The sequence below is a fragment of the Knoellia flava TL1 genome (assembly GCF_000768675.1).
Taxonomy (GTDB): domain Bacteria; phylum Actinomycetota; class Actinomycetes; order Actinomycetales; family Dermatophilaceae; genus Knoellia; species Knoellia flava.
Map to the genome: position 1 here is coordinate 22794 of NZ_AVPI01000067.1, position 26818 is coordinate 49611.

23 protein-coding genes are annotated in these 26818 nt (G+C 69.7%); 14 read left to right on the forward strand and 9 right to left on the reverse strand.

Going from position 1 to position 26818, the window contains the following annotated elements:
* The first annotated feature begins 3 nt into the window (after positions 1–3).
* The 3 genes from N798_RS15215 (at position 4) to tviB (ending at position 4820) form a co-directional block, all read left to right on the forward strand.
* Complete coding sequence (locus N798_RS15215) at positions 4–1518, forward strand: amidohydrolase (protein ID WP_035950086.1); 1515 nt, start codon at positions 4–6, stop codon at positions 1516–1518.
* 186 nt (positions 1519–1704) lie between these two features.
* Positions 1705–3507: a polysaccharide biosynthesis protein gene (locus N798_RS15220; RefSeq protein WP_229708303.1), complete on the forward strand. Its 1803-nt coding sequence runs from the start codon at positions 1705–1707 to the stop codon at positions 3505–3507.
* Positions 3504–4820: a Vi polysaccharide biosynthesis UDP-N-acetylglucosamine C-6 dehydrogenase TviB gene (tviB, locus tag N798_RS15225; RefSeq protein ID WP_084100811.1), complete on the forward strand. Its 1317-nt coding sequence runs from the start codon at positions 3504–3506 to the stop codon at positions 4818–4820. Before N798_RS15220 ends, tviB begins: the two co-directional genes overlap by 4 nt.
* Positions 4821–5154: 334 nt before the next feature.
* Here the strand turns inward: tviB and N798_RS15230 are convergent, their stop codons facing one another.
* Positions 5155–5682, reverse strand: coding sequence for a hypothetical protein (locus N798_RS15230; protein WP_188450348.1), 528 nt, complete (start codon positions 5680–5682; stop codon positions 5155–5157).
* A 405-nt stretch (positions 5683–6087) separates the two neighbouring features.
* Here N798_RS15230 and N798_RS15235 point away from each other — a divergent pair, with 405 nt between their 5' ends.
* The 3 genes from N798_RS15235 (at position 6088) to N798_RS17580 (ending at position 9231) form a co-directional block, all read left to right on the forward strand.
* Complete coding sequence (locus N798_RS15235; RefSeq protein WP_035950088.1) at positions 6088–7041, forward strand: beta-1,6-N-acetylglucosaminyltransferase; 954 nt, start codon at positions 6088–6090, stop codon at positions 7039–7041.
* Between the two features lie 185 nt (positions 7042–7226).
* Positions 7227–8222, forward strand: coding sequence for a hypothetical protein (locus N798_RS15240; RefSeq protein WP_035950090.1), 996 nt, complete (start codon positions 7227–7229; stop codon positions 8220–8222).
* On the forward strand, positions 8215–9231 hold the full coding sequence (locus tag N798_RS17580) for a glycosyltransferase family 2 protein (RefSeq protein WP_052117430.1): 1017 nt from the start codon (positions 8215–8217) through the stop codon (positions 9229–9231). The genes N798_RS15240 and N798_RS17580 overlap by 8 nt, the downstream gene beginning before the upstream one ends.
* A 19-nt stretch (positions 9232–9250) precedes the next feature.
* Here N798_RS17580 and N798_RS15250 read toward each other — a convergent pair whose 3' ends face one another.
* The 3 genes from N798_RS15250 to N798_RS17590 form a co-directional block, all read right to left on the reverse strand.
* Complete coding sequence (locus N798_RS15250) at positions 9251–9874, reverse strand: class I SAM-dependent methyltransferase (protein WP_188450347.1); 624 nt, start codon at positions 9872–9874, stop codon at positions 9251–9253.
* Positions 9875–9969: 95 nt separating this feature from the next.
* Positions 9970–11631, reverse strand: coding sequence for a glycosyltransferase (locus N798_RS17585; RefSeq protein ID WP_052117432.1), 1662 nt, complete (start codon positions 11629–11631; stop codon positions 9970–9972).
* Positions 11628–12560, reverse strand: coding sequence for a glycosyltransferase family 2 protein (locus N798_RS17590; protein WP_052117433.1), 933 nt, complete (start codon positions 12558–12560; stop codon positions 11628–11630). Before N798_RS17590 ends, N798_RS17585 begins: the two co-directional genes overlap by 4 nt.
* Positions 12561–12603: 43 nt before the next feature.
* On the opposite strand from N798_RS17590, the gene N798_RS17595 reads away from it, so the two are divergent.
* Entirely contained in the window at positions 12604–13488 is an 885-nt protein-coding gene (locus N798_RS17595; RefSeq protein WP_229708435.1) for a class I SAM-dependent methyltransferase, read from the forward strand.
* On the opposite strand, the gene N798_RS15270 is transcribed toward N798_RS17595, so the two are convergent.
* Both N798_RS15270 and N798_RS15275 read right to left on the reverse strand, forming a co-directional pair.
* A complete protein-coding gene (locus tag N798_RS15270) occupies positions 13455–15278 on the reverse strand; it encodes an ABC transporter ATP-binding protein (protein ID WP_084100824.1) in 1824 nt (607 codons plus the stop codon). The genes N798_RS17595 and N798_RS15270 overlap by 34 nt on opposite strands.
* Positions 15275–16495, reverse strand: a complete 1221-nt coding sequence (locus N798_RS15275) for a glycosyltransferase (RefSeq protein WP_229708302.1) — start codon at positions 16493–16495, stop codon at positions 15275–15277. Before N798_RS15275 ends, N798_RS15270 begins: the two co-directional genes overlap by 4 nt.
* 201 nt (positions 16496–16696) lie before the next feature.
* Between N798_RS15275 and N798_RS15280 the strand changes: the two genes are divergently transcribed.
* From N798_RS15280 to N798_RS15290, 3 genes are read left to right on the forward strand one after another with little or no spacing between them, the layout of a single operon-like run.
* Positions 16697–18406 carry a CpsD/CapB family tyrosine-protein kinase gene (locus N798_RS15280; RefSeq protein ID WP_084100827.1) on the forward strand — a complete coding sequence of 570 codons (1710 nt, stop codon included), beginning with the start codon at positions 16697–16699 and terminating at the stop codon, positions 18404–18406.
* Positions 18407–18411: 5 nt separating this feature from the next.
* Positions 18412–19758: a hypothetical protein gene (locus N798_RS15285; RefSeq protein WP_052117435.1), complete on the forward strand. Its 1347-nt coding sequence runs from the start codon at positions 18412–18414 to the stop codon at positions 19756–19758.
* Positions 19745–20557: a polysaccharide deacetylase family protein gene (locus tag N798_RS15290; protein WP_035950094.1), complete on the forward strand. Its 813-nt coding sequence runs from the start codon at positions 19745–19747 to the stop codon at positions 20555–20557. The genes N798_RS15285 and N798_RS15290 overlap by 14 nt, the downstream gene beginning before the upstream one ends.
* On the opposite strand, the gene N798_RS15295 is transcribed toward N798_RS15290, so the two are convergent.
* Complete coding sequence (locus N798_RS15295; RefSeq protein WP_035950097.1) at positions 20554–21693, reverse strand: glycosyltransferase; 1140 nt, start codon at positions 21691–21693, stop codon at positions 20554–20556. The genes N798_RS15290 and N798_RS15295 overlap by 4 nt on opposite strands.
* A gap of 94 nt (positions 21694–21787) precedes the next feature.
* On the opposite strand from N798_RS15295, the gene N798_RS15300 reads away from it, so the two are divergent.
* On the forward strand, positions 21788–22768 hold the full coding sequence (locus N798_RS15300; protein ID WP_035950099.1) for a GNAT family N-acetyltransferase: 981 nt from the start codon (positions 21788–21790) through the stop codon (positions 22766–22768).
* On the opposite strand, the gene N798_RS15305 is transcribed toward N798_RS15300, so the two are convergent.
* Together N798_RS15305 and N798_RS15310 are read right to left on the reverse strand one after the other, a co-directional pair.
* Positions 22721–23788: an O-antigen ligase family protein gene (locus N798_RS15305; RefSeq protein ID WP_035950102.1), complete on the reverse strand. Its 1068-nt coding sequence runs from the start codon at positions 23786–23788 to the stop codon at positions 22721–22723. The two genes, N798_RS15300 and N798_RS15305, sit on opposite strands and share 48 nt — an antisense overlap.
* A gap of 15 nt (positions 23789–23803) precedes the next feature.
* A complete protein-coding gene (locus N798_RS15310; RefSeq protein ID WP_035950105.1) occupies positions 23804–24745 on the reverse strand; it encodes an NAD-dependent epimerase/dehydratase family protein in 942 nt (313 codons plus the stop codon).
* 98 nt (positions 24746–24843) lie between these two features.
* Here N798_RS15310 and N798_RS15315 point away from each other — a divergent pair, with 98 nt between their 5' ends.
* The 3 genes from N798_RS15315 (at position 24844) to N798_RS15325 (ending at position 26750) form a co-directional block, all read left to right on the forward strand.
* On the forward strand, positions 24844–25716 hold the full coding sequence (locus N798_RS15315) for a nucleotidyltransferase family protein (RefSeq protein WP_229708300.1): 873 nt from the start codon (positions 24844–24846) through the stop codon (positions 25714–25716).
* Positions 25713–25985 (forward strand): PqqD family protein, encoded by a 273-nt coding sequence (locus N798_RS15320; RefSeq protein WP_035950108.1) that lies wholly within the window; start codon positions 25713–25715, stop codon positions 25983–25985. The genes N798_RS15315 and N798_RS15320 overlap by 4 nt, the downstream gene beginning before the upstream one ends.
* A 132-nt stretch (positions 25986–26117) precedes the next feature.
* Positions 26118–26750, forward strand: coding sequence for a hypothetical protein (locus tag N798_RS15325; RefSeq protein ID WP_035950112.1), 633 nt, complete (start codon positions 26118–26120; stop codon positions 26748–26750).
* Positions 26751–26818 lie beyond the last annotated feature (68 nt).

Below are 26818 nucleotides of genomic sequence, written 5' to 3' on the forward strand. Positions count from 1 at the left end.
GGGGTGAGCTCGCTGTTGATCCGCAAGGCCCGCCTCGTTCCCGTCGGCGGGGTTCCTGCGCCCGCCGGCACGGTGGACCTGCGCGTCACCGGTGGCCGGGTCACCGAGCTCGCCCCGAACCTGCCCGCCGACGCGGCCGACGACGTGCTCGACGCCGACGGCAGGTGGCTCATCCCCGGCCTGTGGGACCAGCACGTGCACCTGGGCCAGTGGGCCGCGAACTCCACCCGGCTCGACCTCTCGTCGACGACCAGCCCTGACGAGGCGGTCCGGCTCGTCGCTGCCGAGGTGGGTGCACGTTCGGGGGGATCCCGCGACACGGTCCTGCAGGGGTTCGGTCACCGGACCGCAGGCTGGGAGCGCCAGCCCACGGTCGCCGAGCTCGACGCCGTGAGTGGTGACCTGCCCGTGGTCCTCATCAGCGGCGACGCCCACCACGGCTGGCTGAACTCGGCGGCGCTGCGCCTCCTCGGCCTGCCGAGTCGTGAGGGTGTCGTCGAGGAGAACGAGTGGTTCCCGGTCTTCGCCCGGCTCGACGAGGTGACCCAGACCCCGGAGGGGAAGCGGACGGCATACGCCAAGGTCCTCGACGCGGCGGTGCGCCGCGGCGTCGTCGGCGTGCGAGAGATGGAGTGGGCCGACAACGCGACCGAGTGGGCGCAGCGCTCGGACTCCGGGCTCGGCGTCCTGCGCGTGCGGACCGCGACGTATGCCGTCGGGCTGGCCGCGACGATCGCGGCCGGCCGCCGCTCGGGGGACGTCCTCGACGAGGCCGGGCTCGTGACGATGGGTCCGCTCAAGATCATCAGCGACGGCTCGCTCAACACGCGCACGGCCTTCTGTCACGACCCCTACGTCGGCCCGGATGTGCTCGAGCACCCGCACGGGCGACCCAACAACTCGCCCGAGGAGCTCGCCGAACTGCTCGCGGAGGCGACTGCCCACGGGCTCGATGTCGCCGTCCACGCCATCGGCGACGCGGCGGTGGGCGTGGCCCTGGACTCCTTCGAGCGCACCGGCGCCCGTGGCTCCATCGAGCACGCCCAGCTCGTCGCCACCGAGGACGTCGCACGGATGGGACGCCTCGGTGTCGTCGCGAGCGTCCAGCCCGCGCACCTGCTCGACGACCGCGACGTGACGCTGCAGTGCTGGCCTGACCGCGCCGACCGGTGCTTCCCGCTGCGGTCGATGCTCGACGCCGGCGTCCGGCTCGCCCTCGGCTCGGACGCGCCCGTCGCCCCGCTGGACCCGTGGGAGGCCATGGCTGCCGCCGTCCACCGCACCGCCGACGAGCGGGGCGAGTGGAATGCCGCCGAGACGATCACGGTGGAGCAGGCTCTCGCCGGCAGCGTCGACGGAGCGACCACCGTGGCCGTGGGTAGCACGGGTGACCTCGTGCTCCTCGATGCGGACCCCCTGAGGGGTCCGCGGACTGGTCCAGTTGCAGCAGCCCGTCTGCGTGGCATGGCGGTCGGTGCGACTGTCGTGGCTGGTGTGGCGACCCGCAGGACCTTCTGATCACCCCGGACTAGCCCGGCGCTAGTCCGGTCGGCCGGACGGGTGACCTCTTGTGTTCACTTCCGCCGGTTTGTCGTTCGCGCCGATTTCGCCGCCCCTAGCGTCGATTCCGTCGTCAGGTCCTGACGGCAGGTCTTCAGGGGTGCAGGTATGTCGAGATCGCAAATACTCGCTCGGCGAACAGTCATGATCGGCTGGGACGCCATGGCGTGGGTGCTGGCGCTCGGGGGGTTCCTTCTCGTGCGGCACGAGCTCACGCTGAGCGAGCGCATGTGGGTCATCGCGATGACCTATGTCGCCGCTGCCGTGGCGCTCCAGGTCGTCGGCGGCTTCGTCACGCACCTCTACCTCGGTCGCAGCAAGGTGGGGAGCTTCGACGAGGTGACGTCGCTGGGCAGGCTCGTGGTGGCGATCAGTGTCGTCCTCGGTGCGGCGTTCTACATCGCCGCGCCGCTCTTCTCTCGCGGCATCGCCTTCATCATGCCCATGCTCGCGTTCCTCATCATGGCCTCGGGCCGCTGGGTCCTTCGGGTCGCGCGGGGGAGCGACCGTCGCAAGGGCAGCCGGCTGCCGGAGGTTCCGGGCGTGCCCGCCCTCGTCTACGGCGCCGGCGACGCGGGCCATCAGCTCGCCGGTCTCGTCGACTCCTCCGATGACCCGCCCTACACGATCGTCGGCTTCGTCGACGACGACCCGTCGCTCCGGTTCTTGCGGGTGCGCGGCTACCGCGTGCTCGGGCTGGGAGCGGACCTCGTCGCCGTCGCCCGTGCCAAGGGCGCCGAGGCCGTCGTGCTCGCCATCACCGAGGCGTCGCCCCAGCTCATCCAGGACGTGTCCGATCGGTGCACCGAGGCCGGTCTCGAGCTCGTCGTCGTCCCGCCGGTGCGCGAGATGATCGCGGGGCGGATCGAGCTCGATCACCTGCGGGCCTTCAACGTTGCCGACCTCCTGGGTCGCCGGCAGGTCGAGACCGACCTCACCGAGATCGCCGACCGGGTCACCGGCAAGGTCGTCCTCGTCACGGGCGCCGGGGGCTCCATCGGCTCCGAACTGGCCCGTCAGGTCCAGGCGCTGCAGCCGGCCAAGCTGCTCCTGCTCGACCGTGACGAGTCCGCCCTCCACGCGACCAAGCTCTCGCTCGACGGAGACGGGCTTCTCGACACCGAGGACACCGTCCTGTGCGACATCCGCGACCGCGAGGCGGTGTGTGCCGTCTTCAACCGGCTCGCACCCGAGGTGGTCTTCCACGCGGCCGCGCTCAAGCACCTGCCGATGCTCGAGCGCTTCCCCGACGAGGGCTGGAAGACCAACGTGCTCGGCACGCGCAACGTCCTCGAGTGCGCCGCCACCAACGGGGTCCAGCACTTCGTCAACATCTCGACCGACAAGGCTGCGGACGCGACGAGCGTCCTCGGACAGACGAAGCGTCTCGCGGAGCGCCTCACCGCCTGGTATGCCGGCCAGACCGGCATGCGCTACCTCTCGGTGCGCTTCGGCAACGTCCTCGGTTCGCGCGGCTCGGTTCTCGACACGTTTCGTGCCCAGATCGACCGGGGCGGCCCGGTCACCGTGACCGACCCCGAGGTGACCCGCTTCTTCATGACGATCCCCGAGGCCTGTGAGCTCGTGCTCCAGGCGGCCGCGATCGGCCACCCGGGTGACGTGCTCGTGCTCGACATGGGGGAGCCGGTGCGCATCGTCGACGTCGCCCGCCGCCTCATCGAGGAGTCGGGCAAGGACGTCGACATCACGTTCAGCGGCCTCCGCGAGGGCGAGAAGCTCCACGAGGTGCTGCTCAGCCGTGCCGAGCGCGGGCGGGACACCGCCCATGAGCTCATCACCCAGGTCGAGGTGCCCAGGCTCGCGCCGAAGGACCTCGGGACATGCCTGCCCGGTCGGGGCGACGACCGCGACCTCCACCTCGACTTCAGTGGGATCGTCCCGGTCCTGCCCAGTCACGGCACCGCAGCCGGAAAGGGAATGCGATGACCCCGCACGCGCCCGCCAGCACCCCGACGTTCCCGGTGATGCCGGGTGGTGTCCGGCTCGCTGTCGTCGGTCTGGGCTACGTCGGGCTCCCGCTCGCCGTCGAGTTCGGGCGGACGATGGACGTCGTCGGCTTCGACATCAACAGCACGCGCGTCAAGGAGCTCGCGACCGGCACGGACCACACGCTCGAGGTCGACGACGCCGACCTCGCGGCGTCGCACGGGCTGCACTTCACCGATGACCCGGACGACATCGCCGACTGCAACGTCTACATCGTCACGACACCGACCCCGATCGACGCGGCGAAGCAGCCTGACCTCACTCCCGTGCTGTCCGCGACCGAGACGATCGCCAAGGTGCTCAAGCCGGGTGACACCGTCATCTACGAGTCGACCGTCTACCCGGGCGCGACCGAGGAGCGATGCGTGCCAGTCCTCGAGGACCTCTCCGGGCTGCTGCTCAACGATGACTTCTTCGTCGGCTACAGCCCGGAGCGCATCAACCCCGGCGACAAGGAGCACCGCCTCCCGACCATCGTCAAGGTGACCTCGGGCTCGACACCGGAGGCTGCGGACTTCGTCGACGCCCTCTACGGCTCGATCATCACCGCGGGCACGCACCGGGCCTCGTCGATCCGCGTCGCAGAGGCCGCCAAGGTCATCGAGAACACCCAGCGCGACGTCAACATCGCCCTCATCAACGAGCTCGCCATCCTCTTCAACCGACTCGACATCGACACCGAGGAAGTGCTCCAGGCAGCCGGCTCGAAGTGGAACTTCCTCGGATTCCGACCGGGTCTCGTCGGCGGCCACTGCATCGGTGTGGACCCCTACTACCTCACCCACAAGGCGCAGGCCGTGGGCTACCACCCCGAGATCATCCTCGCGGGCCGGCGGCTCAACGACTCGATGGGTTCCTACGTCGCCTCGCAGCTCGTCAAGCGGATGACGAAGGAGGGCATCCCCGTCCGCGGGGCGCGGGTGCTCATGCTGGGGCTCACCTTCAAGGAGAACACCCCCGACCTGCGCAACTCGCACGTCGTCGACATCCTCGCCGAGCTCGCGGACTACGACATGCACGTCGACGTCCACGACCCGTGGGCGCGGCCCGAGGAAGCCCACCGGCACTACGGGATCGACCTCGTGGAGCACCCGGAGCCCGGGGCCTACTCGGCGGTGGTCCTGGCGGTGCGGCACAACGAGTTCGTCGAGATGGGAGCCGAGCGGATGCGCACCTTCGGGAAGCCGGGGGCGCACGTGCTCTACGACCTCAAGTACGCCCTCGACAAGAGCGACTCGGACCTTCGGCTGTGACCGCCCTCAACCCGCCGAGCCAGCATATCTGCCTCTGAGCCCCGGACGTGACCGAGGCAGAGGGAGCTCGCTCAGGTATCCGGTCGGAACGCGCGGTGCTGGGAGGAGCGGCTGGTCCGCGATGTCGAGTACGTCGACCTGCGCAGCCTCGCCCTCGACCTCCGCATCCTCCGGCGCACCGTCGCCGGTATGCGGCGCGAAGGTCGTGACGCGCGACCTTCCCGAGGGCCTCGTCGTCAAGGATGTGCCGGGGGCATGGCTCTCGAGCTGACCGCCCCGTCGGGCACTCGTTGGGTTCTTACTCCAGTTGGCACCAAGTGTCGGGGCGTCAGGATCAGGCCTTGACCACGAAGGCGATCCCGGGGTGAACGTGAAGGGACCACACGTCCGGGTACTGCGGCGCTGAACGCCGGCCCCACTGGGGGTACCTCTCGAAGGTGGTGTCCAGGGCCTGGACGCTGTCCATCAGCCCGGTCAGGAGACCCATGGCCGAGCTTGCGGGAGGTGGGTCGGCACCCTCGTAGGTCGGGTAGTAGCTGGTGGAGAGATCTTCGATGACATAGATGCCCCTGCTGTGCATGAGCGGCCACAGGTAGTCGAAGGAGGCTCGAATGTGCGAACCCACGTGCGAGCCGTCATCGATCACGATGTCGGGAACTCCGTGGGTGGTGACGACCTCTGCCAGCTGCTCGGGGTTGCTCTGGTCCACACGTTCGAAGGCGACGCGACCGCCCAGGCGGACCGTCTTGTCCTCGATGTCCAGACCGACGATCCGGGAACGAAGGAAGTAGTCGCGCCACACGGCGAGCGAGCCCCCCGGTGTCAGGCTCGAGTAGCCTCCGACGCCGATCTCGAAGACCACCAGGCGCTCGAGTCTGCGCGGTCCCACATGGCGCTCGTAGTGCTCCGTGTAGCCATGACTCAGCTTGTCGGTCCCGCCATAGAGGCGCACGAGCGGGGACAAGGCGTTGACGAGCCCCAGCGCTCGACCGGCCCGGATCGCGCGGGCCCGCTCGCGAACTCGCCGGGTCACTCCGACCGGACGCATCGACATGACGTCTCCTCCCTGTGCCCATCGACCGCGCCTTCTCCCAGGCCCGGGCCGCCACGCGCCAACGTACCGCCCCCAGTCGTCCGGGGTGGGGAATGAGCGGCGGAGAGCGGGGTGCCGCGGGTCGCCGTGCATGCCGCTAACTCGCCATGGGGGGTGCGTGGCTGGCGTACGGTGGGTGGGTGTACGTGACGATCGCCCCGGAGCTCGTCAGGGATGACGATGACCGCCGGTGAGCGTGGCTCGGACCGACACGCGTTCCTCGTCGCTGGTCACGAGAACCACGTGGTCCTCCAGCGGCTCATCTCGTTGCTCGACGACGAGCGCAACGATCTCTACGTCCATGTGAACAAGCGGGCGAAGGGCTTCGACCCGGACCGACTCCAGCAGGTCTGCCGGCGCTCGCGACTGGTCATCATGCCGAGAATGAGCGTCTATTGGGGGGACTACTCGCAGATCACCAGCATGCTGAGGATGATGCGGCGTGCTGACGCCAACGGGCCGTATGCCTATGTGCATCTGTTGTCCGACTCGGACCTGCCCCTGAAGTCGAACGACGAGATGCATGCGTTCTTCATGATGCATCAGGGTCGTGAGTTCGTCGCATTCAACGAGCTGTCGACCTTCGGCCGGACCTGGGTCGCCCTCCGGTATCCACTCAATCGCTTCTACCGCGCACCGAACCCCGTGGTTCGGGCCGCCTATCTGCGTTATCGCAACGCCTGGGTGCGCATCCAGAGCGCCGCGGGCCGCGACTGGGCTTCGCAGCAGGACGTCCAGGTGAAGTACGGCAGTGACTGGGCGTCCATCACGGGTGACCTGGCCCATCACGTGATCAGCCAGGAGCCCTTGATCCGCCGCGTCCTGGGGCGAGCGTTCATCCCTACGGAGTTCTACCTGCAGACGGTAGTCTGGAACTCTGCGTTCCGGGACAGGGTCTTCGACCACGTCAACCCCTACCGCAGCAATGTGCGACTGGTCGACTTCGCGCGAGGAGGGGGAGACGGGAGCCCCCTCACGTGGCGATACGAGCACCTGTCCGAGCTGGTGTCGTCCGATCGGATGTTCGCCCGCAAGTTCGACGCAGGAACGGACCTGCGGGTGGTCGAGGCTCTCGTGGCCCACGTGAGAGAGCGCGGTAGCCGCGGTCGTGCCTCCGGCTGCGGGTGACTGCCGTAGGGTCCGCTCTTCGTCCCGGTCCGGGGGAGCGATGCAGCAGCGCTTGGCGCAGATTGTCGATTGGACAGGCAAGGGGAAAGAGACCAGCGCATGATTGGCGGTGCCGGTGCTGCCCAGGCGCAGGACTGGGCGGACCGCTCGGATCAGACCCACGGAGGGCTCGAAAAACCATGCGAGTGCTGATCAGCGCCGGCTGGATGGGGGGAGCTGGCGGGGCTGAACGTGCGTTGTACTCGATCCTGCGCAGCCTGCAACAGGACGAGGTGGATGTGGTCGTCCGGCACCGCCTCGATGGGGAGTGGTCCAGGGCCACTTCGGCGCGGGTGGCACTGGTGGACTCCCCGCACTGGTGGGGGGCCGGGCACGAGCAGGGGATCAAGGGAAGAATTCTCCAGCGTGTGGTCAACCCGGCACGCAGACTCGTTCACCCGCGCTACGACCTCTATCTGCAGTTCCTGTCGGGAGCGTTCGTCGCTCCCGCGGCTCGGGCGAGTGTGCGCCTGTTGATCCCGTCGGGCAATCAGGTGCCGGAGCACATCGCCGACCGCTTCGACGCGGTGGCGATGCAAGCACCGGACAACGAGTCGCTCGTACCGACCAGCACACGTGCGGTGCTCCTGGCGCCACCCGTGTTCGACCTCGCTCGCGAGGCTGAGCCGCCTGCGGTCGCCCTTCCCGACGCGTTCCTGCTGACGGTGTTCAACCCCTACGACCCGATCAAGGGGATGCAGGACCTAGCCGCAGTGCTGGCCACGGCACCACTGCCGCTCGTGTGGTGCCACAGCGAGGCGACCGTGAAGTTCGAGATCCCCGCGAGCCTGCTTGAGCATCCACGGATCGTCCACGTGACGGATGCGAACCCCGCGCAACTGCGCCACCTCTACGAACGCTGCGCCGCGTATGTCTCCTTCTCCTTGACGGAGGGGTTCGGCTGGAGCGCTGCGGACGCCCTGCGCTACTCGCCGGCGGTCGCGACCCGACGGATCGGGCTGTTCAGTGACGAGGCGGCTTGGCGCCAACCAGGAGTTCTGACGGTCGGCGACGACGGTGGGATCGACTGGAAGCAGCTCCTCGGCGAGGCCTGCCCTCCTTCCCGCCGGGACCTGGGAGTGATCGACGGGCGGACGTTCCGAGCCCGCCTTACCGAGATCGTGGAGTCCTTCGATGGCTGAGACCGGGATGGCCCCCGTCGTGTCGGTCATCATCCCGGTGTTCCAGGCTGAGGCGTACCTCGACGAGTGCGTACGAAGCGTGGTCGAGCAGTCGCACCATGCGCTCGACATCATCCTCGTCGACGACGGCTCGACGGATGGCAGTCCACGGCTGTGCGACGCCTGGGCACTGCGCGACGCCCGGGTGCGGGTGATCCATCAACCGAACGAAGGTCTGTCCGTGGCCCGCAACTCCGGACTGCGCCTCGCCACGGGAGACTTCGTGACGTTCGTCGACGCAGACGATCTCGTTGCTCCCGACTACGTCGCCGAGCTCATGGAGGTGGCCCGGTCGACAGGCGCAGACCTGGTGCTGGCGAACCTGGTTGCCTTCGACGATGACCAGCGCCCCCACTTCTCCCCGTCCCGCGCCATGCGCCGGGTGCCTGCAGAGGATGCGCTCGTCGACATCGTGCGCACAGGAGTCGGGTTCGCCTCGTGCGGCAAGCTCATCGCGCGCCACGTGTTCGACGTCGTCCGGTTCGAGCCACGCGCCGACTTCGAGGACCTGCAGATCCTGCCCCGGCTGTTCGCAGCCGCGTCGGTCGTCGCGACGAGCGATGCCGCGAACTACGGCTACCGTCAGCGAGCCGGCAGCCTCATGGACGGACATCGGCAGGTACTGCGTCCATCGATGTTCGAGATTCTGTCATCGAACATCGCGTTCGCCCAGTGGTCGGCCCACGCGCGCGCGGGTGAGGTCACGGCGGGATACGTGATGTTCGCCCTGCGCATCCTCGAGGGGCAGGGGCGGGCAGGGGTGGTCCGCGCACCCGGCTATGACGGCGCGTATCGGCGCTTCATGGCCAGGCACATCCGTGTCGTGCTGACGTCGGCTGACGTCTCCGTGGCCTATCGCGCAGCCGCCCTGGTCTCGATCGTGTCACCCGCGGCCTTCGTGAGGGGATTCCGGTGGGCCGCGCGGCTGAAGTCCACGGTGGCGCCCAACCTACGCCGTCGCTCGGGGTGACCCGGACCCGAGCCTCGACTCAGCGCGCCTGATCACCGAAGGCCACGCATCGCCAGGAGGTCCTGCCCTGGGTGATGTCTGTGGCGTCGATGACGGCGTTCTCGCGCTCGAGCCGTCGCAGGATGGCACGCGCACGTGGCGACTGGACGTGGCACGACACGATGACGATCCCTCCCGGGGATAGGAACTGCTGGTAGCGGGCGAACACTGCGAGCGGGTCGGCGAAGTAGGTGATGGACTCGTTGAACACGATGACGTCGTAGCGTCCCTCGGGTGTGAACGTCGCGGCGTCGAAGGCATGGAAGCTCGCGTGCGGTGGGGCCGTGTCCTGCAGCGACTCGACGGCGACCTGCGAGATGTCCACCCCCGTGTAGCGCCGGTAGCCCACGACCGAGAAGCGCTCGTGGAGAACGCCCGCGCCGCACCCGACATCGAGAACGGACGAGTCTGGCTTGAGGAAGGTCGCGTAGCCGACGATCACGGCGTAGTGGGCCATCTCCTCGATGCCCGACAGGAAGGACCAGCGACCCCGGCCGTACTGCTCGTCCCACATCGTCTGGGACAACGGGACGTCTCCGCGCCCGGTCGCCGTCTCCCACCGGTGGAGGCGATCCTCGACGGACTTCTTTCCCGGGTATCGCACGCGGTACCCGGTTCCGTAGTAGGCCGACCGTGCAGCGGTCGCAGCGCGGCGACCCACACGTGCGGCGAGTGCACGAGACCCTGAAGAGGACACACTCATCGGCGTGGCCTGGACACGCGTCGAGCAACCCGCAGGCGCTGCAAGTGGCGCCACCGCCGAAAGCGAACGCGGGGGGTGGTGGCGCCCCGGTAGACCCTCCCCGGTGACAGGTCGCCCAGCAGGGCGCTCACCGTCACCAGCTCGAATCCCCTTCTGTGCAGGGCTGGGACGATGGTGGTGGTCGTGGCGAGGGTTGCCGTGGACGTGTCGTGGAGCAGAACGATGTCCCCGTCGTGGGCGTTCGCCAGGACCTGGGCAGCCGCCGCACCCGGGGCCTTGAAGTCCATGGAGTTCACTGACCAAAGGATCACGGGGTGACCCAGCTCGCCGGCGATCGCGTCGATCATTCTGCTGCGGTGTCCCATGGGCGGCCGGAAGAGGACGGGACGAGTGCCGGTGATGGACTCGATCGCCGCAGCACTGCGTCGGAGCTCGTCACGGATGCCCCCGGCATCAACCCGGTGAAGGTCGGGATGCGTGTGCGAGTGGGTGCCGATCTCCATGCCCGCGGTGCCGTGGAGAAGCCGGACCGTGTCGGGCTCGGACTCGCTCCTGTCTCCACGGAGGAAGAAGGTCGCGCCGGCCGACTGCTTTACGAGGTACCGCACGAGGTCCGGCGTCGCGGCCGCCGGACCGTCGTCGAACGTCAGCGCGATGCGCTTGCGCGACCCGGGCACGGGCCGGGGCTGCGTCGCCGCCCACGACGTGAAGGTCGAGAAGGTCGCGACGGCGAGCCTGGGGCTGACGCCGGCGAGAGCCGACAGCGCGCGGAACGAGGCCCGACGCGGCAGTCCTTTCGTGGATCGGGACTGCAGGGCGAGCGCTGCGTACTGCTCCGCGGTGCCGGCCTGGCCCGTGGACCTCAGAGCCGCGATCAGCCGTGCGCGCTTGCGGAAGGCCTGGTCGGCGGACCAGCCCGCCGCTCGCAGGAGACCGGCCTGCGTGAAGTCGCGAACCTGTTGTTCGCTGCCTCCGATCTCGTCGAGCTGCTGGGCGACCGTGAACGGCCGCGACATGATCGAGTTGGGCCGTTGGCGGTACAGGTACAGGGGTTCTGGCACGAGGACGACGGGCGCCGCCATGAGGAGGCGGTGCGTCACATAGGCATCCTCGGCCACGATCCCCACCGGGAAGATGTCGGGCGAGAGGATCTCGCGACGGAACAGCTTGGCGCAGGGAATGACGTAGAGCGAGTGGTGCCGACCCGCGAACGCGCTGACTGCCTCCTGCGGGGTGAGGACGGTCGTCGTCGTGGCACCCGCGTCGTAGGCCGATCCGGGCACGCGCTCGAAGGAGCACATCGCCGTGCCCGCGCCGGGGTGGTCGTGGATCGCCCGGACCAAGGTCGCCACGAACGTGCGATCCCACCAGTCGTCCGAGTCGAGGAAGGTGACGAGTGTGCCGGTGGCCAGCGCGATTCCGACGTTGCGGGCATGACCTGGCCCGTGGTTCTCCTGGTGGATGACACGAATACGTGGCTCTCGCGCCGCCCAGGCATCACACAGAGAGCCGGTCGCGTCCGTCGAACCGTCGTCGACGAGAATGACCTCGAGGTGCTCATGGGTCTGGGCGACCACGGACTCGAGGCAGTCGTCGAGGTAGTCGGCCACGTCGTGGGCAGGGATGACGACGGTCACGAGGTCATCGGGGTGCGTCATGCGGAGACCTTGTCGTTGGTGCCGGGGTCGACGCGACGACCCAAGCGGCCCCGGTAGGCATCGACGGCGCCGCGGGCAGGGAGGATGATCTCGCCAAGGGGACGGTGAGAGCGGGCCAGGGTGAGCGCACCCTTCGCAGCACCTCCCACGCCCGCCACCGTGGACGCCAGCGGCCCGCCGTAGCGTCGCGCCAGCACCGTCGAGTTGCGAACCGAGTAGTAGCGGCGCCACGCGGCCTTGTCGGTGGGCGTCCGCAGTGTCCGCGAGGCCAGCCCCGCGGTCCCCGCCACCTGACGCGCATGGAGGAACAGGGGGCCGGGCGCGCACAGCCGGTAGCCGAGACCTCGAAGTCGCAGGCCCAGCTCAGCCTCCTCGAAGCCCCAAAAGAGCCTGGCGTCGAAGCCGCCGACCCGCCGGAGGACCCCAGCGCTGTACATGGGCAGGGATCCCCCGAAGATGACGTCCAGGTCGACGGTTTCGCACAGCTCGTCGTCCTCGAACCGCCTGAAGACGCCCAGCTGGCGACGGTAGGTGCTCCCTGCAATGCCCACCCCGGCGACGAGCGGATCCGAGTAGGACACCTCGCGGCCGAAGGACTCGAGGCGATGCAGGAGGGTGTCATCCACCGGTTCGTCGTCGTCGTCCACGAAGAGGATCCAGTCGTCGTCCGCTGCCCGGGGGAGAAGGACGGACAGTCCGAGCGCATTGCCTCCTGCGGGACCGATGTTGTCTCCGCTGTCGACGTACTCCGCTCCCTGAGCCGCTGCCACGCGCGCCACCTCCGGGTCCGACCCGTTGTCCACCACGAGGACGTGGTCGGGACGACGGGTCTGGCGGCCGAGTGCACCGAGCATCGAGTCGAGGACCCGGGGGCGGGCAAAAGTGACGACCACCGCCCAGATGGCTCCGCCCCCCGTAGTCTGTGACACGCATCAGATCGTATGTGAGGGGTGTGCGGACGTCCGGAGGATCATGAAGAACGTTGTGTTCAAGAGTTTCTCGCAGGCTTTGGCCGAAGCGGAGGCCGTGCCTCGGCGCTGGTCCGAAGTGGCTGAAGACCCCAATGACCCGCGGGCCCTCGTCTGGCGTGCCCGGACCCTGCGAGCCGCCTGGCGAGAGCCGATCCCCGACCGCAGCGAGTTCGTTGTCGCTCGCTGTGCAGGTCGACGTGTCCTCGACATCGGTTGCGTCGCCCATGACGTCGAGCGAATGAAGTCCCCGCAGTGGCTGCACAGCAGGGTTGCTGTCGCCGCGTCGTCGTGCGTGGGGGTCGACGTGCTCCCCGAAGGTGTCGCCCAGATGCGCAAGGCCGGCTACGACGTCATCGCACACGACCTGACCCGGGGCCCGGGTCCGCTGGCCAACGCCGACCCGTTTGACGTCATCGTCGCGGGTGAGCTCATCGAACACGTCCCCTCCCTCGACATGCTCTTCACCGCCGCGTGCGACCTGTTGGCCCCGGACGGCGAGCTCATCATCACCACGCCCAACCCGTGGGCGCCGCACCGCGTGGCGGCCGGACAGCGCGGGGACTGCTGGGAGAACGTCGACCACATCCTGTTTGCCTTCCCAAGCGGCATCGCGGAGCTGGCCGAACGTCACGGTCTGGTGCTGCGCGAGGCGATGACGACTCGACCGGAGGCGCCCTCGCGTCGACCGATGGAGCTTGCGCGTCGGCTGCGACGCCGACTGCGCGGCACGGCCTGGATGCAGATGGGCTACCGCACCCGTGGCACGGAGGTCCCCGTGCGGATCGGGGGTTCTGCGCCGCGACCATCCTCGCGCGGGTTGCGTCATGGGGCGTTCGTGGGTGAGACCTTCGTCTACGTGGTTCGGCGCACGGCAGTACCGACCTGACCCGTATGACCGAGGTCGCCGAGGTCGGCCTTGCCCAGCCCTGCGGTGGCCAGCGCCTGTCGATAGAAGGCACTCGTCGCGCGGAGGGCGTCCGGAGTGTCGAGCGCGGTGACCCGGCCACCTTCCACGACCATGATCCGGTCGCACATGTCGATGGTGGACATGCGGTGGGCGATGACGACGACCGTCACCTGTCCGCGCAGCCCGACGATGGTGTTGCGGATGAGCTGCTCGCTGTGGCCGTCGAGGGCCGAGGTCGGCTCGTCGAGGACGATCAGTGATGGTGACCCGGCCAGCGCGCGTGCAATCGAGAGGCGCTGACGCTGGCCGCCGGACAGTGCGCTGCCGCGCTCACCGAGGTCGGTGTCGAAGCCGTCCGGGAGGAAGGTGATGTCCCTGAGGACGTTGGCCTGCGCCGCTGCTCGGCGCATGGACTCGTCGTCGATGTCGTCGCGGAAGAAGCGAATGTTGTCGGCCACCGTGCCCGTGAACAGGGCTGGGTCCTGGGGGACGAACGAGACCTGTCGGGTCCACCAGTCACGGTCGAGGTCAACGAGGTCGCGCCCGCCCGCGGTGAGCACACCCACGTCGGGTTCGCGCAGTCCCAGCAGGAGCTGGGCAATCGTCGACTTGCCGGCGCCCGACGGCCCGATGATGCCCAGGATCTCGCCCTGTTCGAGGGTGAGGTCGACCCCCTCCAAAGTCGCGCGTTGCCCGTCGTAGGAGAACCCGGCCGAGTCGACGACCAGCGGCAGCACCGTCTCGGGGCGGAGGCTGCCGCCGGATGCAGGCGTTGACTCGTATCGGCGGGCCGTGACCTCGACCTCCTCGAGGGCCGGGAGTGCGGAGACCACGGTCCCGTGCACGGAGACCATCTGCTGGCCGTAGGTGAGGGATCGAAGCATGAGCAGTGTCACTGCCCCGACAGTCGTGAGGTCACGAGCATCGATGATGCTCAGCCCGCCGATCGCGACGAGAACCGCACCGTAGGCGAAGAACGTGTATGTGGGGGAGAGCGACCCGTAGAGAACCTGGACGCGCCGCTGTTCCTCGGTGGCGACGTCGGTGAGGGCGTCGACGCGGCGTAGGAAGGCTCCGCGTGCACCGAACACCTGCATCTCACGGCCGAGGCTGCCCAGCTCCGCCACGGATGTCGCGAACTCCAGATCGGCGGTACCCGAGCGGTGCGCCGCTCGACGGATGGCGTTGCGCAGTGGGCCCAGGAGCGCAGCGAGCACTCCGAGGAAGACGAGGACCGCCACTGTGGCCAGCGGCTGGATGACCAGGCCAGCACCGAGGAAGGCAAGCAGGCTGAGCGCCGCAGACAGCCCTTGGATCGCCGCGGCGACCGCGGCAAGCACCCGGGCGATGAAGGAGGTGAGCAGCTCCTGCAGGCGGCCGGAGGGCTCACGTTGGTGCACCTTCCACGCGGCACCCAGATAGGCGTGCGCCAGCCGACGTCGAAGGTTCGTACGAACGATCGCGCTCAGGGCCGCCGATTGCCGCACCGACAACACGTTGAGGAGCAGGCGAAGGATCAGCCCGACCGCGGCGCCCCACAGTGCCAGGTCGATGGGGACCTCGCGGCCGGCCACGGGGCCGATGACGTCACGCCCGCTGGCCAGAGCGAGGAGAAGGCCTGTCACGAGGACGAGGAACGCCGCCTCGACCATGGCCGCACCGAACGAGGCTATGGCGAGCAGGGCGATCCGACCGCGATGACCGGCGCCGAGGCGCCAGAGACCCGACCACCCGCCGGCCGCCGGGGTGCGGGTCACGATCCTCGTCATCGGTGTCGGTCCTGCGTCGCGGGCCCTCGTGCGCCCGAGGCAGGCAGTCGTGCCACCTCACCAGTATGTCGCCGAAGCCGCGCCATGGTCGATGTGCCGCCCCTTCGCGGTCGCCGACGTGAGCCCATTGCCCAGGCGTAGCGTTCCAGGGAGCGGCGAGCCACCGCCCGCTGGTCGAAGTGCCCGCGCGCCCGTTCCGCCGCTGCGCGACCCAGCCGCTCGCGCAGCGGAGCGTCGTCGAGGAGGCGCTGCACGGCATACGTCATCGCGTCGACATCACCGGGAGGCGACAGGAGCAGGTGCTCCTCCGAGGTGCCGATCTCGCGGCAGCCACGGATGTCGGTGAGGACCATGGCGACGCCGCAGGCGGCTGCCTCCATGGACGCTCGTGAGAAGCCTTCGCGGTGCGACGCGAGGACGAAGACGTCGAGGGCGGAGTAGATCGCCGGCATGTCGGTGCGCTCACCGACGAAGGTCACCGAGTCCCGGTGTGGCACAACGGTGTTCGCATCCGTGACGTCACCCGGTCCAACCCACACGAAATGCGCCCGGTTGCCGAGCGCCGCAGCCGTCGCCGCGAACTCGGCCAGGCCCTTCTCTCGCACCCGGCGTCCGATCGTCCCCACGAGCAGCTCGTCGTCACCCACGCCGAGCTCCGACCGCACGCGGCGGCGCGCCTCCGCGTCAAAGGTGAACCGTGCCAGGTCGACCCCGTTGCCCACCACCTCGTGGCGGCCGCGGCGCAGGAAGCGGCGCATCGTGTCGCGGTCCGCAGCGTTCTGGAAGAGTTCGTAGTCGGAGAAGCGGATGGCGAGCGCCTCGGCCCCGTAGACGAGGGCTCGCTTGCGCAGGCGGTCCTCCGGACCGGCCCAGAGACCGTGGCACGTGTTGACGACGACGGGTATGCCGGCCAGGCGTCCTGCGATGCGACCCATCACCCCGGTCTTCGGGTTGTGGGTGTGCAGCACGTCGAGGTCGAGGGAGCGCAGGGTGCGGACGAGCCGGCGGAAGGCCCGGGCGTCCCGCCCGAGGTCCCAGGCGCGGGTGAGCTCCGGCAGCGGCACGTGGGTGACACCGAGCGCCGTGACGCGCGGGACGTACCGACCGGGCGCGCTGATGCCGAACACCTCGTGGCCGGCCTCGAGGTCGACCTCGAGCTCGGTCGGCAGGAGGAGCGCCAGGCTCATGTCGACCGTCGTGAGATGGGCGATGCGCACGACCGATGCACCCCCTTCGTCCGGATCGAGTGGTCAGCCGCACCCATCTTGACAAGTGCCGGGCGCGGGTGTGGCGGGTTCGCGCAAAGCCCACGTACAACTCAGGTCCCGCGGCTAAACTCGGGCACCGGCCGTCCTGCTGGCGCGCGTGTGCACACGGTGACGCGGGGGTGTCGACGGGCGCAGACAGGGAGTGACGCAGTGACCCTTCAGGACTACATCAAGGTCTTCAGGCACCGGTGGATGGTCATCCTCGTCTGTGCGCTGGTCGCTGGCGCCGTCACGTGGTTCGTCACTCCGGCGAGCGCTGACACCACGAAGAAGGTGGGCTCCTATGCCGCGACGGCAACGATTCTCGTGGGGTCGACCGACCCTGAGAACCCCAATCCCAACATGGGTCGCATCCCCCTCTACATGACCACAGGTGAGATCCCGCGGCGGGCAGCTGCTGCGGTCGGGTACGACGGCGACCCTGCCCTCTTGGCCCGAGGGCTGACAGTCACTCCGGACGTCGTCGCAGCCGCCATCACCGTCTCGGCAACTGCCTCCGACGGATCCCGAGCGGCAGCCGTCGCCAACGCGTTCGCGACGGAGACGGTGAAGTTCTTCCGTGAGCGCTCCCGCCCCGGGGCGGAGAACGTGGCCGTGTCGATTCTGCAGGCCGCCTCACCCGTGCCGGTGGCCAACAGCGACGGTGGCTTCGTCGTCCCGCCCGGTCGTGGCCCGCGCACCGCGATCGCCACGGTCCTCGGCCTGCTCGCAGGGCTTGCGCTCGCCCTGCTGCTCGACCGGCTCGACTCGAGGTTGCGCACCCGTCAGGAGATCCACGGGGCCCTGCGGATGCCGATCATTGCCGAGATCCCACGACTCAGGCGTTCTGAGCGGCACCAAGGAGCCATCGCCGTTGCGGAGGACCCACTGAGCAACTACAGCGACGGCTACCGTGCAGCGCGGACGGCCCTGGTTCACACAACGGGGCAGATCATGCCGGGCGACTACACGCCGCGACGTTCCGCTGCGGGAGCGCGTCCGGCAGCCAAGGGTGCCCGGCTCATTCTCGTCACTTCCGCTCACGCTGCGGAGGGCAAGACCACGTCCGTTGCCAACCTCGCGGCCAGTTTCGCCGAGACCGGCCAGCGCGTCCTCGTCCTCGACGCAGATCTTCGCTCTCCCGACGCCCACAATGTCTTCGACGTTCCTCAGGGAGCGGGCATCTCCGACTTTCTCAGTGATCCCAGCGACGACGCCTCACTTGGGTCGGTCGTGAGACCGACGAGCGTACCCGGCGTCCGCATCATCACCGCCGGGACGAGCCTCGCCCACCCGGCATCGCTGGCGAGTCGGTTGGGCTCGCTGTTGGAGGAGGTCCGCGGCATGGCCGACGTCGTCCTCATCGACACCGCGCCCCTCCTCGAGGCGAGCGACGTCTTCGACATCCTCCCGATGGTCGACACGCTCCTCCTCGTGGTGCGCAGCGGCCGGCTCACCGAGCTTGCGGGCAACCGCGTCGCCGAGCTCGTGGGTCGCTTCCAGGTGCCGGTGAGCGGGGTCATCCTTCTCGGTGCGCCGGAAAAGCGTGCGGATGCGTATGGATACGGCTACGGCGAGAACCGTCAGTCGAAGCGGAAGGCCAAGAGGGCCCGCAAGCGCGCGCAGTCCCGATCGGCCCGGTCCGCAGCCGAGCAGGAGACGACGTTCGTTGATTCCCGGACGCCAGGTGCATCTCCGGTGCACAGCGCCGAGTCCCGCGACACCTCGCGGAACCCCGAGGACGCGCCCGACGACCTGCAGCTCGACGTCACGCCCGGCGGTGAGGTGCCGACCGCGACGGACGAGGCGCACGCCGCCACCCGCGGGGAGGTCGGCGAGGAGCGCCGTCGCTCTCGCCGCCGCTCCTCCTCCTCGGCCTGACCGCCGTGAGTTCCTGGACGAGGCGCCGGGCGATCGCCCTGGCACTCGCCGTGGTGGTCGGCGTGGGCACGGCCGCCCTGTTCAGGGCAGCGGTCGGCAGCAACTCCTACAACTTCTGGGGCGCGGTGATGGTCATCCCCGTCGTCCTCGCTCTTAACATCGCCCTGATCCGGCACGTGGCAAAGAGGCACGAGGAGCCGTGGTTCGCGAGCCTCCTCGCCTTTGGCTTTGCGCTCAAGATGGCCGGAGCGCTCGCCCGCTACTACGTCGCCTACATCGTCTATGCGGGTGCCGCCGATGCCGAGCGCTACAACCTCGTGGCGGCGAGCCAGTACAAGTCCTGGCGAGAGGGTGTTTTCTCGTTCGAGATTGCGGGCAAGCAGGGAACGCAATGGATGGAGGTCCTCACCACCGCTCTTTACACCGTGGTCGGGCCCTCACCTCTCTCGGGCTTCGTCGTCTTCGCAGCCTTCGCGTTCTGGGGGCAGTACCTCCTCTACCGGGCCTATTGCGTCGCCCTGCCGCGCGGCAACCACAAGCGGTACGCCCTCTTGATATTCCTCATCCCCTCGCTCCTTTACTGGCCATCCAGCATCGGCAAGGAGTCGTGGCTCATGTTCTTCGTGGGCGCGACGGCCCTCGGTGCGGCCAAGTTCTTCGCCCGCCAGAAGGGCGCCTTCGCGCTGCTCCTCGTTGGAGCGGCCGGAACAGCACTGCTCCGACCACACCTCTCAGTACTGCTCTTCGCGTCGCTCTTCGTGGCCCAACTGTTCCGCCCGACAGCGGACCGCAGCACCGGAATCGTCAGTAAGGCCTTCGGTGTCGTCCTCCTAGGTATCTCGGCGGTCGTCCTGACCAGCCAGTCGGCATCGTTCCTCGGCATCGACGACCTCTCGCTGCAAGCCGTGTCCGACACCGTCGACTCCGCGTCTGAGCAGGCCAGCGAGGGTGGGACGTCCACATTCGACCCGACGCCGATCAGCTCGCCCGTTGACATCCCGGGCGCCGTCGCTACGGTGCTGCTTCGGCCCTTTCCCTGGGAGGCGAACAACGCTCAGATGCTCGTCCAGAGCCTTGAAGGGCTGCTGTTGCTCGCCCTCGCCGTGCACGCTTGGCCACAGCTGCGCCGGCTTTCCAGCGTCCTGCGCCGGACGCCCTACGTGACGTTCGCCCTCACCTACACCGCAGCCTTCATCTGGGCGTTCTCGGGCTTCGGCAACTTCGGGATCCTCGCGCGCCAGCGTGTCCTCATGATCCCCTTCTTCCTCATCCTGCTGGCCCTGCCGAGCGTGGAGCGGATCACCGAACAGATTCCGTCCCGGCGCAGGGAGCTGAGCCGTGCCCGTCGATGACCACGGCGGGCTGCGCCGTCGGCTGAAGCAGGCGCTGGTCCGCACGTCCAGGCACACCCCCGCCTCGGGAGCCAGCCTGCTCATCTACCACCGTGTCGGTGGCGGGACCCAGGACGAACTCGACCTGCCCACCGACGCGTTCGAGCGGCAGCTCGACGTCCTCGTGGACCACGACGTCGTCACGCTCGACGTGGCGCTCGACCGGCTCGACGAGGGCGACACCCGCCCGAGCGTCGTGCTGACCTTCGACGACGGCTTCGACGACGTCCACGCCAACGCATGGCCGCTGCTGCGGGAGCGCGGCCTGCCGTTCACCGTCTACCTCGCCTCTGCCTTCGTCGGCGAGACGATGGTCTGGGAGGGGTCGACCGCCAAGGGCCGTGCCGGACGAGGCATGACCTGGAGCCAGCTGGGCGAGCTGGTCGCCTCGGGCCTGTGCACCGTGGGCAACCACACTCATGGGCACGTCCGTCCCGAGGTGCTGGGGGAGGACGACCTCGACCGGTGCACCGAGGCCATCGAGGACCACCTCGGAGTCTCGCCACACCACTTCACCTATCCCTGGGGGGTGCCGGTCCCGGCGATGGAGGAGGCGCTGCGAACCCGCTTCCGCAGCGCCTCGACGGGACGTCTGGGCCGCAACGCACCCGACACCGACCGGATGCGGCTCTCTCGCGTCCCCGTGCGCCAGTCCGACCCGATCGAGTTCTTCGGTGCCAAGCTCACCGGCGGTCTCGGTCCGGAACGTGCCTACGCCACCGCCGTCCGGCTCGGCAAGGCCGCGGGCCTGGGCGGCTAGCGCCGCGCGCGGGGAGACAGGACGGCATACACGCGTTCCTGCTCTGCGACGGCCCTTCGGATGTCGTATGCCGTCGACCGCTCCCGGGCCGCCTCGCCCATTCGCCTGCGGAGGTCCGCGTCGCCGGCTAGGGTCGTGAGGGCGTCGGCGAGGGCCTTGGGGTCCCCGGGTGGGACGAGGAGGCCGTGGACGCCGTCCTCGACCTGGTGCGGCAGGCCGCCGACGGTCGTCGCGACGACGGGCAGCCCGCTGGCGAAGGCTTCCATGACCGCGACCGGGAGCCCTTCGTGGGCCGAGGCGAGGGTGAAGACATCCGCGGCCGCCATGAGGTCGTGGACGTCGCGGCGGAAGCCGAGCAGCCGGAACCGTTCGCCGAGGCCGAGCGACGCGTGCAGGTCCGTCACCTCGTCGACGAGCGGGCCCTGGCCGACCGCGGCGAAGCGCAGCTGCGGCTCGCGGTCGAGCGCGATCCGGGCGGCGCGCAGCAGGGTGGGGTAGTCCTTGTTGCGGCGCAGGTTGGCGACGGTGAGCGAGACGACGTCGTCGTCACCGGCTCCGAGCTCGGCGCGCAGGGTGCTGCGGGCGTCCTCGCGCGGTCGCACGACGTCGGGGTCGATGCCGTGGATGAGCACCTCGAAGCCGTCGCGGCGCGAGGGCCAGATCGTGTCGCGGACCTGCTCGCTCACGGCCCAGTGGTGCGTGTCGAGCGGTGCGGTCGCCGCGTTGAGGAGCCGGGTCGGGCGCCGGTGGCTCGTCCACTCGTTGTGCTCGGTCGTGACGACGACAGGCCGGCGCGACCGCGGGATCGCGCGGGCGAGGAGGCGGGCCGTCGACGCGAGGACGGGGGAGTGCGCGTGCACGACGTCGACCTCGCCCATGGCCTTGGCGAGGTCGGCGACCCAGCCACCTGGCCGCGTCGTGCGCGCACCGAGTCGCTCGGGGGTGAGGCCGGCGGCCTCGAGCTCGGGGACGAGGTGCGTCTTGTCCGCCCGCAGGTAGGCGACGCGGTAGTCGAAGCTCTCCCGGTCCACGACCCCGGCGGCGAGCAGGAGCAGCTGCTCGGCGCCACCGGGGCCGAGGCCCTTGACGAGCCAGAGGACGCGCACGCGCCGGGCGGGCGGGGGAGCAGCAGCCACTCGCGCCCTCCCTGCTCGCCTCGCCGAAGCCCGGCGGACGCCCCGTGCGCCGCCCTAGACTCGCTGAGGCTACCAACGACGGACGGGGGCAGGGATGGGTTCGGTCACGGCGCAGGACCTCGTCGTCAGGCGTGCCGAGCCCGACGACGACGCCACCGTCCTTTCCATGCTGAGGGCGTCGCTGGGCAAGGTCGACGACCCGCACTACGAGTCCTTCCTCAGGTGGAAGCACCGGGACAATGCCTTCGGTGCCTCACCCGCTTGGGTGGCGCTGCACGACGGCGTCGTCGTGGGCTACCGCACCTTCCTTCGATGGGAGTTCCTGCGACCTGACGGCAAGGTCCTGCGGGCGGTCCGTGCCGTCGACACCGCGACCGACCCGGACTACCGGGGCCTCGGGATCTTCCGCACCCTCACCCTCCAGGGTGTGGCCGAGCTGACGCTGGCCGGGGACGGCATCGTCTTCAACACACCCAACGACCGGAGCCGCCCGGGCTACCTCAAGATGGGCTGGACGCTCGCCCGCCGACTGCCCGTCGGCGTCCTGCCCCGCGGTCCGCGCGCGCTCGTGTCGATGGCGACCTCCAAGGTGCCGGCGAGCCTGTGGTCCGAGCCCACCGACGTCGGCCTCGACGCCCGCGACGCGTTCGCCACACCCGATCTCGCCGAGCAGCTGCTGCGCCACGACACGACGTCCGGCGTGCGAACCCGCCGGACGCCGGACTACCTCGCCTGGCGCACCCGCTTCGAGCCGCTGCACTACCGGGTGGCCCTCGCGTCCGAGGGGGACCCGTCGGCTGGTGGCGTCGTCTTCCGGTTGCGTCGCCGCGGAGCCGCGGTCGAGGCCGCGATCCTCGAGCAGCTCGTCCCGGACGTGGCCACAGGGGCCCGTCTCGTCCGTCGGGTCCTCGCCAACACCGGGGCGGACTACGCGATCGGGCTGCGCACGGGCCGATCCGCGGGCCTTCTCCCGCTGCCGAAGCAGGGTCCGCTCCTCACCACCCGGCCACTGGCGGCCTCGCCGCCGTCACCCGGGGAGTGGGCGCTCACGCTCGGTGACGTCGAGCTCTTCTGAGCGAGCACTCGCGCCGGCCCAACCCACGACGGCGCCGGCGAGGAGGACGACCGGCCCGAACTCGACGAGGTGGTCAGCGGTGGAGTGGACGAAGAGGGCGGTCCAGGCGGCCGCACCCACGACCGCCTCGGCAGCATTGCCGCGCGCGACCCAGAGGAGGCCGGCGAGGCCGACGAGGGCGAGGAACCCCACGCCGACCCAACCTGTCTCGGCCCCGAGCTGGAGCACGGACGAGTGCGCGGCCAAGGTGTCAGGATCTCGCGACAGCGAGGTCGATTGCGCGAACGACCCCGGGCCCGATCCTGCGAGCGGCTGTGCCCGCCAGAGGGCGACGGCGTCGTGCCAGAGCTGCTCACGCACGGGGTCGAAGGCCGCCACCGCCCATCCCGGGAAGGCGGGAGCGCGCGCCGCCTGCACGATCACGGTTCCGGCGACCGCGCAGGTGAGCGCTCCGAGTCCCGTCGCAGCGAGGCGCCACCAGGTCGCAGTGGGACGGCGCCGGACGGCGATCGCGACTGCGAGCAGCACCTGCAGCACCACCGCGACCCCGGCTGCGGACCGGTTGAGGACGACGGCGGATGCGGCGAGCAGGATGGTGGCGACGAGCAGTGCGTGCGACCCCCGGTCCGCCTCGCGCCCCGTGACCCCGGCTCCATCGGTGGGCCGTGCGAGGAGCGCGAGCCCTGCGAGTGCGGCCAGCTGCACCGCCATCGCGGCGTTGGCGTTGGCGTAGCCGAGCGGCGCCTTGCCGGGCTCGACGACGAGCACTGCGCCGAGGACGAGTGCGCACGACGTGACGAGCAGCGCGACGGGCATGCCCGGCGACAGGGCGTGCCGCCGCAGGGTCATGCCCGCGACGACACCGGCGACGAGGACCGGTGGACACAGCAGGTAGGGGAGGGCCGGCCGGAGGCCGAGGTCGGCGCGCGCCGCGCCTGCGAGGGACCAGAGCATCCACGAGGCCAGCACGGCCAGGACGAGCGCCCCGGTCCAGCCGACGTCACGCCACAGACGGTGCACGACGGCGTGCCCGGGTCAGTCGTCGTCGGGGAGAGTCCGGAACCATTCCACGGTCGCTCGCAGGCCGTCGCGAAGCGGCACGGGCTCCACGTCGGGGAAGTGGGAGAGCAGCCGGGAGTTGTCGGCCTGAGAGTCGCGGACGTCACCCGCGCGGGGCTCGACGTGCTCGACCTCCGGCCGGAAGCCCAGGATCTCCTCGAGCTCGTCGACGACGCCGTTGAGAGAGGTGCGGCTGCCGAAGGCGAGGTTGACCGGTTCGAGGTCGGTGACCCTGCGCACCACGGCGTCGGCGAGCACCCGGGTGACCGTGCCGACGAACGTGAAGTCGCGGGTCTGCCCACCGTCGCCGTGGATGGTGAGGGGTCGTCCGCGCCGCGCGGCGTCGATGAAGGTCGGGAGCACGGCGGCGTAGGCGTGCCCGGCCGCCTGCAGGGGCCCGTAGACGTTGAAGAACCGGAAGGCGATCGTGGGCAGGCCGTAGGTGTGCCCGAAGGACAACGTGTAGGCCTCGGTCGCCTGCTTGCTCACGGCATACGGGGAGATCGGGGCGGTGCGCATGCTCTCGCGCTTGGGCAGCTCGCGGTTCGCTCCGTAGACCGACGACGACGAGGCCGAGACGACATGCAGGCCGCCGGCACGTCGGGCGGCCTGGAGGACCTCGAGGGTGCCCGTGGCATTGGCGTGGTGCGATGCGAGCGGGTCACGCACGGACCGCGGCACCGACGGCAGCGCACCGAGGTGGACGACCGCGTCGGCACCCTCGCAGGCGGCGTCGAGGATGTCGGGGTCGAGGATGGTGCCTTCGAGGAGGGTCACACCGGTGCCGGCGAGGTTGTCCTTCGAACCGGTCGACAGGTCGTCGAGGGCGACGACCTCGTCGACCTCGTCGCGCCGCAGCAGCTCGCGTCCGAGGTTCGCGCCGATGAACCCCGCCCCGCCGGTCACGACGACCTTCACGTGCCACCCCCACGAGCGAACGGTGCCCTCGTCGGGCCGGACGCCCGCAGGTTATCAGCGGGCGGACAGGCGCACGGGTGACTCGCTAATGTCGTGGCGTGGACGACCCCGTCATGCCTCGGTCGGTCGGCATCCGCTTCTCGCACGCCACCCTCCAGGTGCTTGCCGAGGACTCGGGGGTCGACCTGCTGCATGTGAAGGGGCCGTCCGTCGACGACCGCCTCGCCGGTGGAGAGCGGCAGAGCATCGATGCCGACGTCCTCGTGCGGCCCAGCCACGTGCACCGGCTTCTCTCGGCGATGCATGGCCACGGGTGGACGACGATGTACCGCTTCGAGGACGGTTCCGCCTTCGAGCACGCGTCGACCTTGGTCCATGCCGTGCTCGCACCGGTCGACGTGCACCGCAGCTTCCCGGGGGTCGACGGTGGGGAGGCCGCCTTCGACCGGCTGTGGGCCGACCGACACGTCTCGGACATCGCGGGAGTCGCGTGCCCCGTGCCCTCGCTGGCCGCGCAGCGGCTCCTGCTCATCGTCCACGCCGCGAGGGCCGGCGCGCTGGCCTCGCCCGACGTCCGTCGCAGCTGGGACGAGGCCACCGACGAGGAGCGTGAGGAGCTTCTGGCCCTGGCGCGCGACGTGGGCGCCGAGGTGGCGCTCGCGGCTGGGACCGGTCGCCTCGGCGGTTTCACCGACAGGCCCGGTCACGACCTGTGGCGGGTGCTCTCCACCCGGGAGACCTCTCGGGCCCGGATCCTGCTGGCCAGGGTCCGTGCCGCACCCACGCGACGGGCGAAGGTCCGCACGACCATCCACCTGCTCGTGCCGAACCGGCGACGGATGGAGCGGCGCCTCGGCAGGCCTCCGACGCCACGCGAGCTCGCTGCGGCATACTTCTCGCGATCCCGTGCTGGGGCACGTGAGTTGGTCATACTGCTTCGGGCCGCGGCCCGGGAGAGGAGAGGCCGGTGACGGCCTACTCCGTCCCAGAGCGAGTCGCCCACGTCGAGCGCGACGACGACGGCCTGCCCCAGGTCTTCCTCATGCGACTTCCCGACGGACCGCCGGTGGCCCTCGAGGGCACGGCCGCCCTCATCTGGACCTTCGCCGCCGAGGGCGAGACGGACGTGGCCGCCGCCGTCGCCCGCGCGATGGGCCTGGCACGCGAGCAGATTGTCGAGGACGTCGAGGCCTACCTCGTCCGCCTCGTCGAGACCGGCCTGCTGGCTTGCACTGACTAGCCCCACTGAGGACTCCGGGATGGTCAAGGTGGGCCTATTTGGGGCCCCCACCCCACGAATGCCGGACAGCGCCTTGCGTCCGGGACTACCTTCGCACTGCTGGCCGACTGACCATTTCCAGGGGAGAGTCCGATGACCGAACAGCGCGAGGAACGGCGCATTTCACGGCGCACCATCGCCAAGGGAGCAGCGTGGACGGTGCCCGCCGTGCCGCTGGTCATGGCCACTCCCGCTTACGCCGCCTCCGGGGGCGGGCCGACAGGCAACTTCCTCGGGGCGTGCAAGCAGCCGGGCAACTCGTGCGAGCCGTATGGCTTCAACAAGGGCTACTCCTTCCTCGTGAGCGTGACGAACACATCGACGAAGCCCATCTACGTCTACACGCGGGCCACCGGCGACCTCACGCCGATCTTCAGCATCGTCACCAGTTCGCAGTCGGGGGTCACCTTCGCCTACGGCGACGCCGTCCAGTACGAGCCGCAGGTCGGCGAGCCGCCGGTCTACACTCCGCTTCCGACGAGCATCCTCATCCAGCCCGGTCAGACGGTTCAGCTCATCATCGACGCCTCCAGCAGCAACAGTGCGAACTTCACAGCGTCGGGCAACCTCTACCTTGCGTGGGGCCACACGTCGACGCCGGGATCCGACCCCGATCACCCCTATGTGCCCAAGCCGCCGGCAACGAACTTCGGCGAGGGCTGGATCAGGATCCCGTTCTCGACCACGTTCCCGCCGTGCGACAAGGATCGCTACTGCGTCCCGTGACCGCGGACGCTGACTGTGGCAGCGAGCGTGGCTGTGACACGGCGTGCTCGTCGGCGCTCCCCTCTTGG

Bases quoted from the DNA above. Each gene is read 5' to 3' on its own strand.
- tviB (WP_084100811.1), top strand. From the start codon at position 3,504: ATGACCCCGCACGCGCCCGCCAGCACCCCGACGTTCCCGGTGATGCCG.
- N798_RS17595 (WP_229708435.1), top strand. From the start codon at position 12,604: ATGAAGAACGTTGTGTTCAAGAGTTTCTCGCAGGCTTTGGCCGAAGCG.
- N798_RS15300 (WP_035950099.1), top strand. From the start codon at position 21,788: ATGGGTTCGGTCACGGCGCAGGACCTCGTCGTCAGGCGTGCCGAGCCC.
- N798_RS15325 (WP_035950112.1), top strand. From the start codon at position 26,118: ATGACCGAACAGCGCGAGGAACGGCGCATTTCACGGCGCACCATCGCC.
- N798_RS15220 (WP_229708303.1), top strand. From the start codon at position 1,705: ATGATCGGCTGGGACGCCATGGCGTGGGTGCTGGCGCTCGGGGGGTTC.
- N798_RS17585 (WP_052117432.1), bottom strand. From the start codon at position 11,631: ATGACGCACCCCGATGACCTCGTGACCGTCGTCATCCCTGCCCACGAC.
- N798_RS15270 (WP_084100824.1), bottom strand. From the start codon at position 15,278: ATGACGAGGATCGTGACCCGCACCCCGGCGGCCGGCGGGTGGTCGGGT.
- N798_RS17580 (WP_052117430.1), top strand. From the start codon at position 8,215: ATGGCTGAGACCGGGATGGCCCCCGTCGTGTCGGTCATCATCCCGGTG.
- N798_RS15235 (WP_035950088.1), top strand. From the start codon at position 6,088: ATGACGATGACCGCCGGTGAGCGTGGCTCGGACCGACACGCGTTCCTC.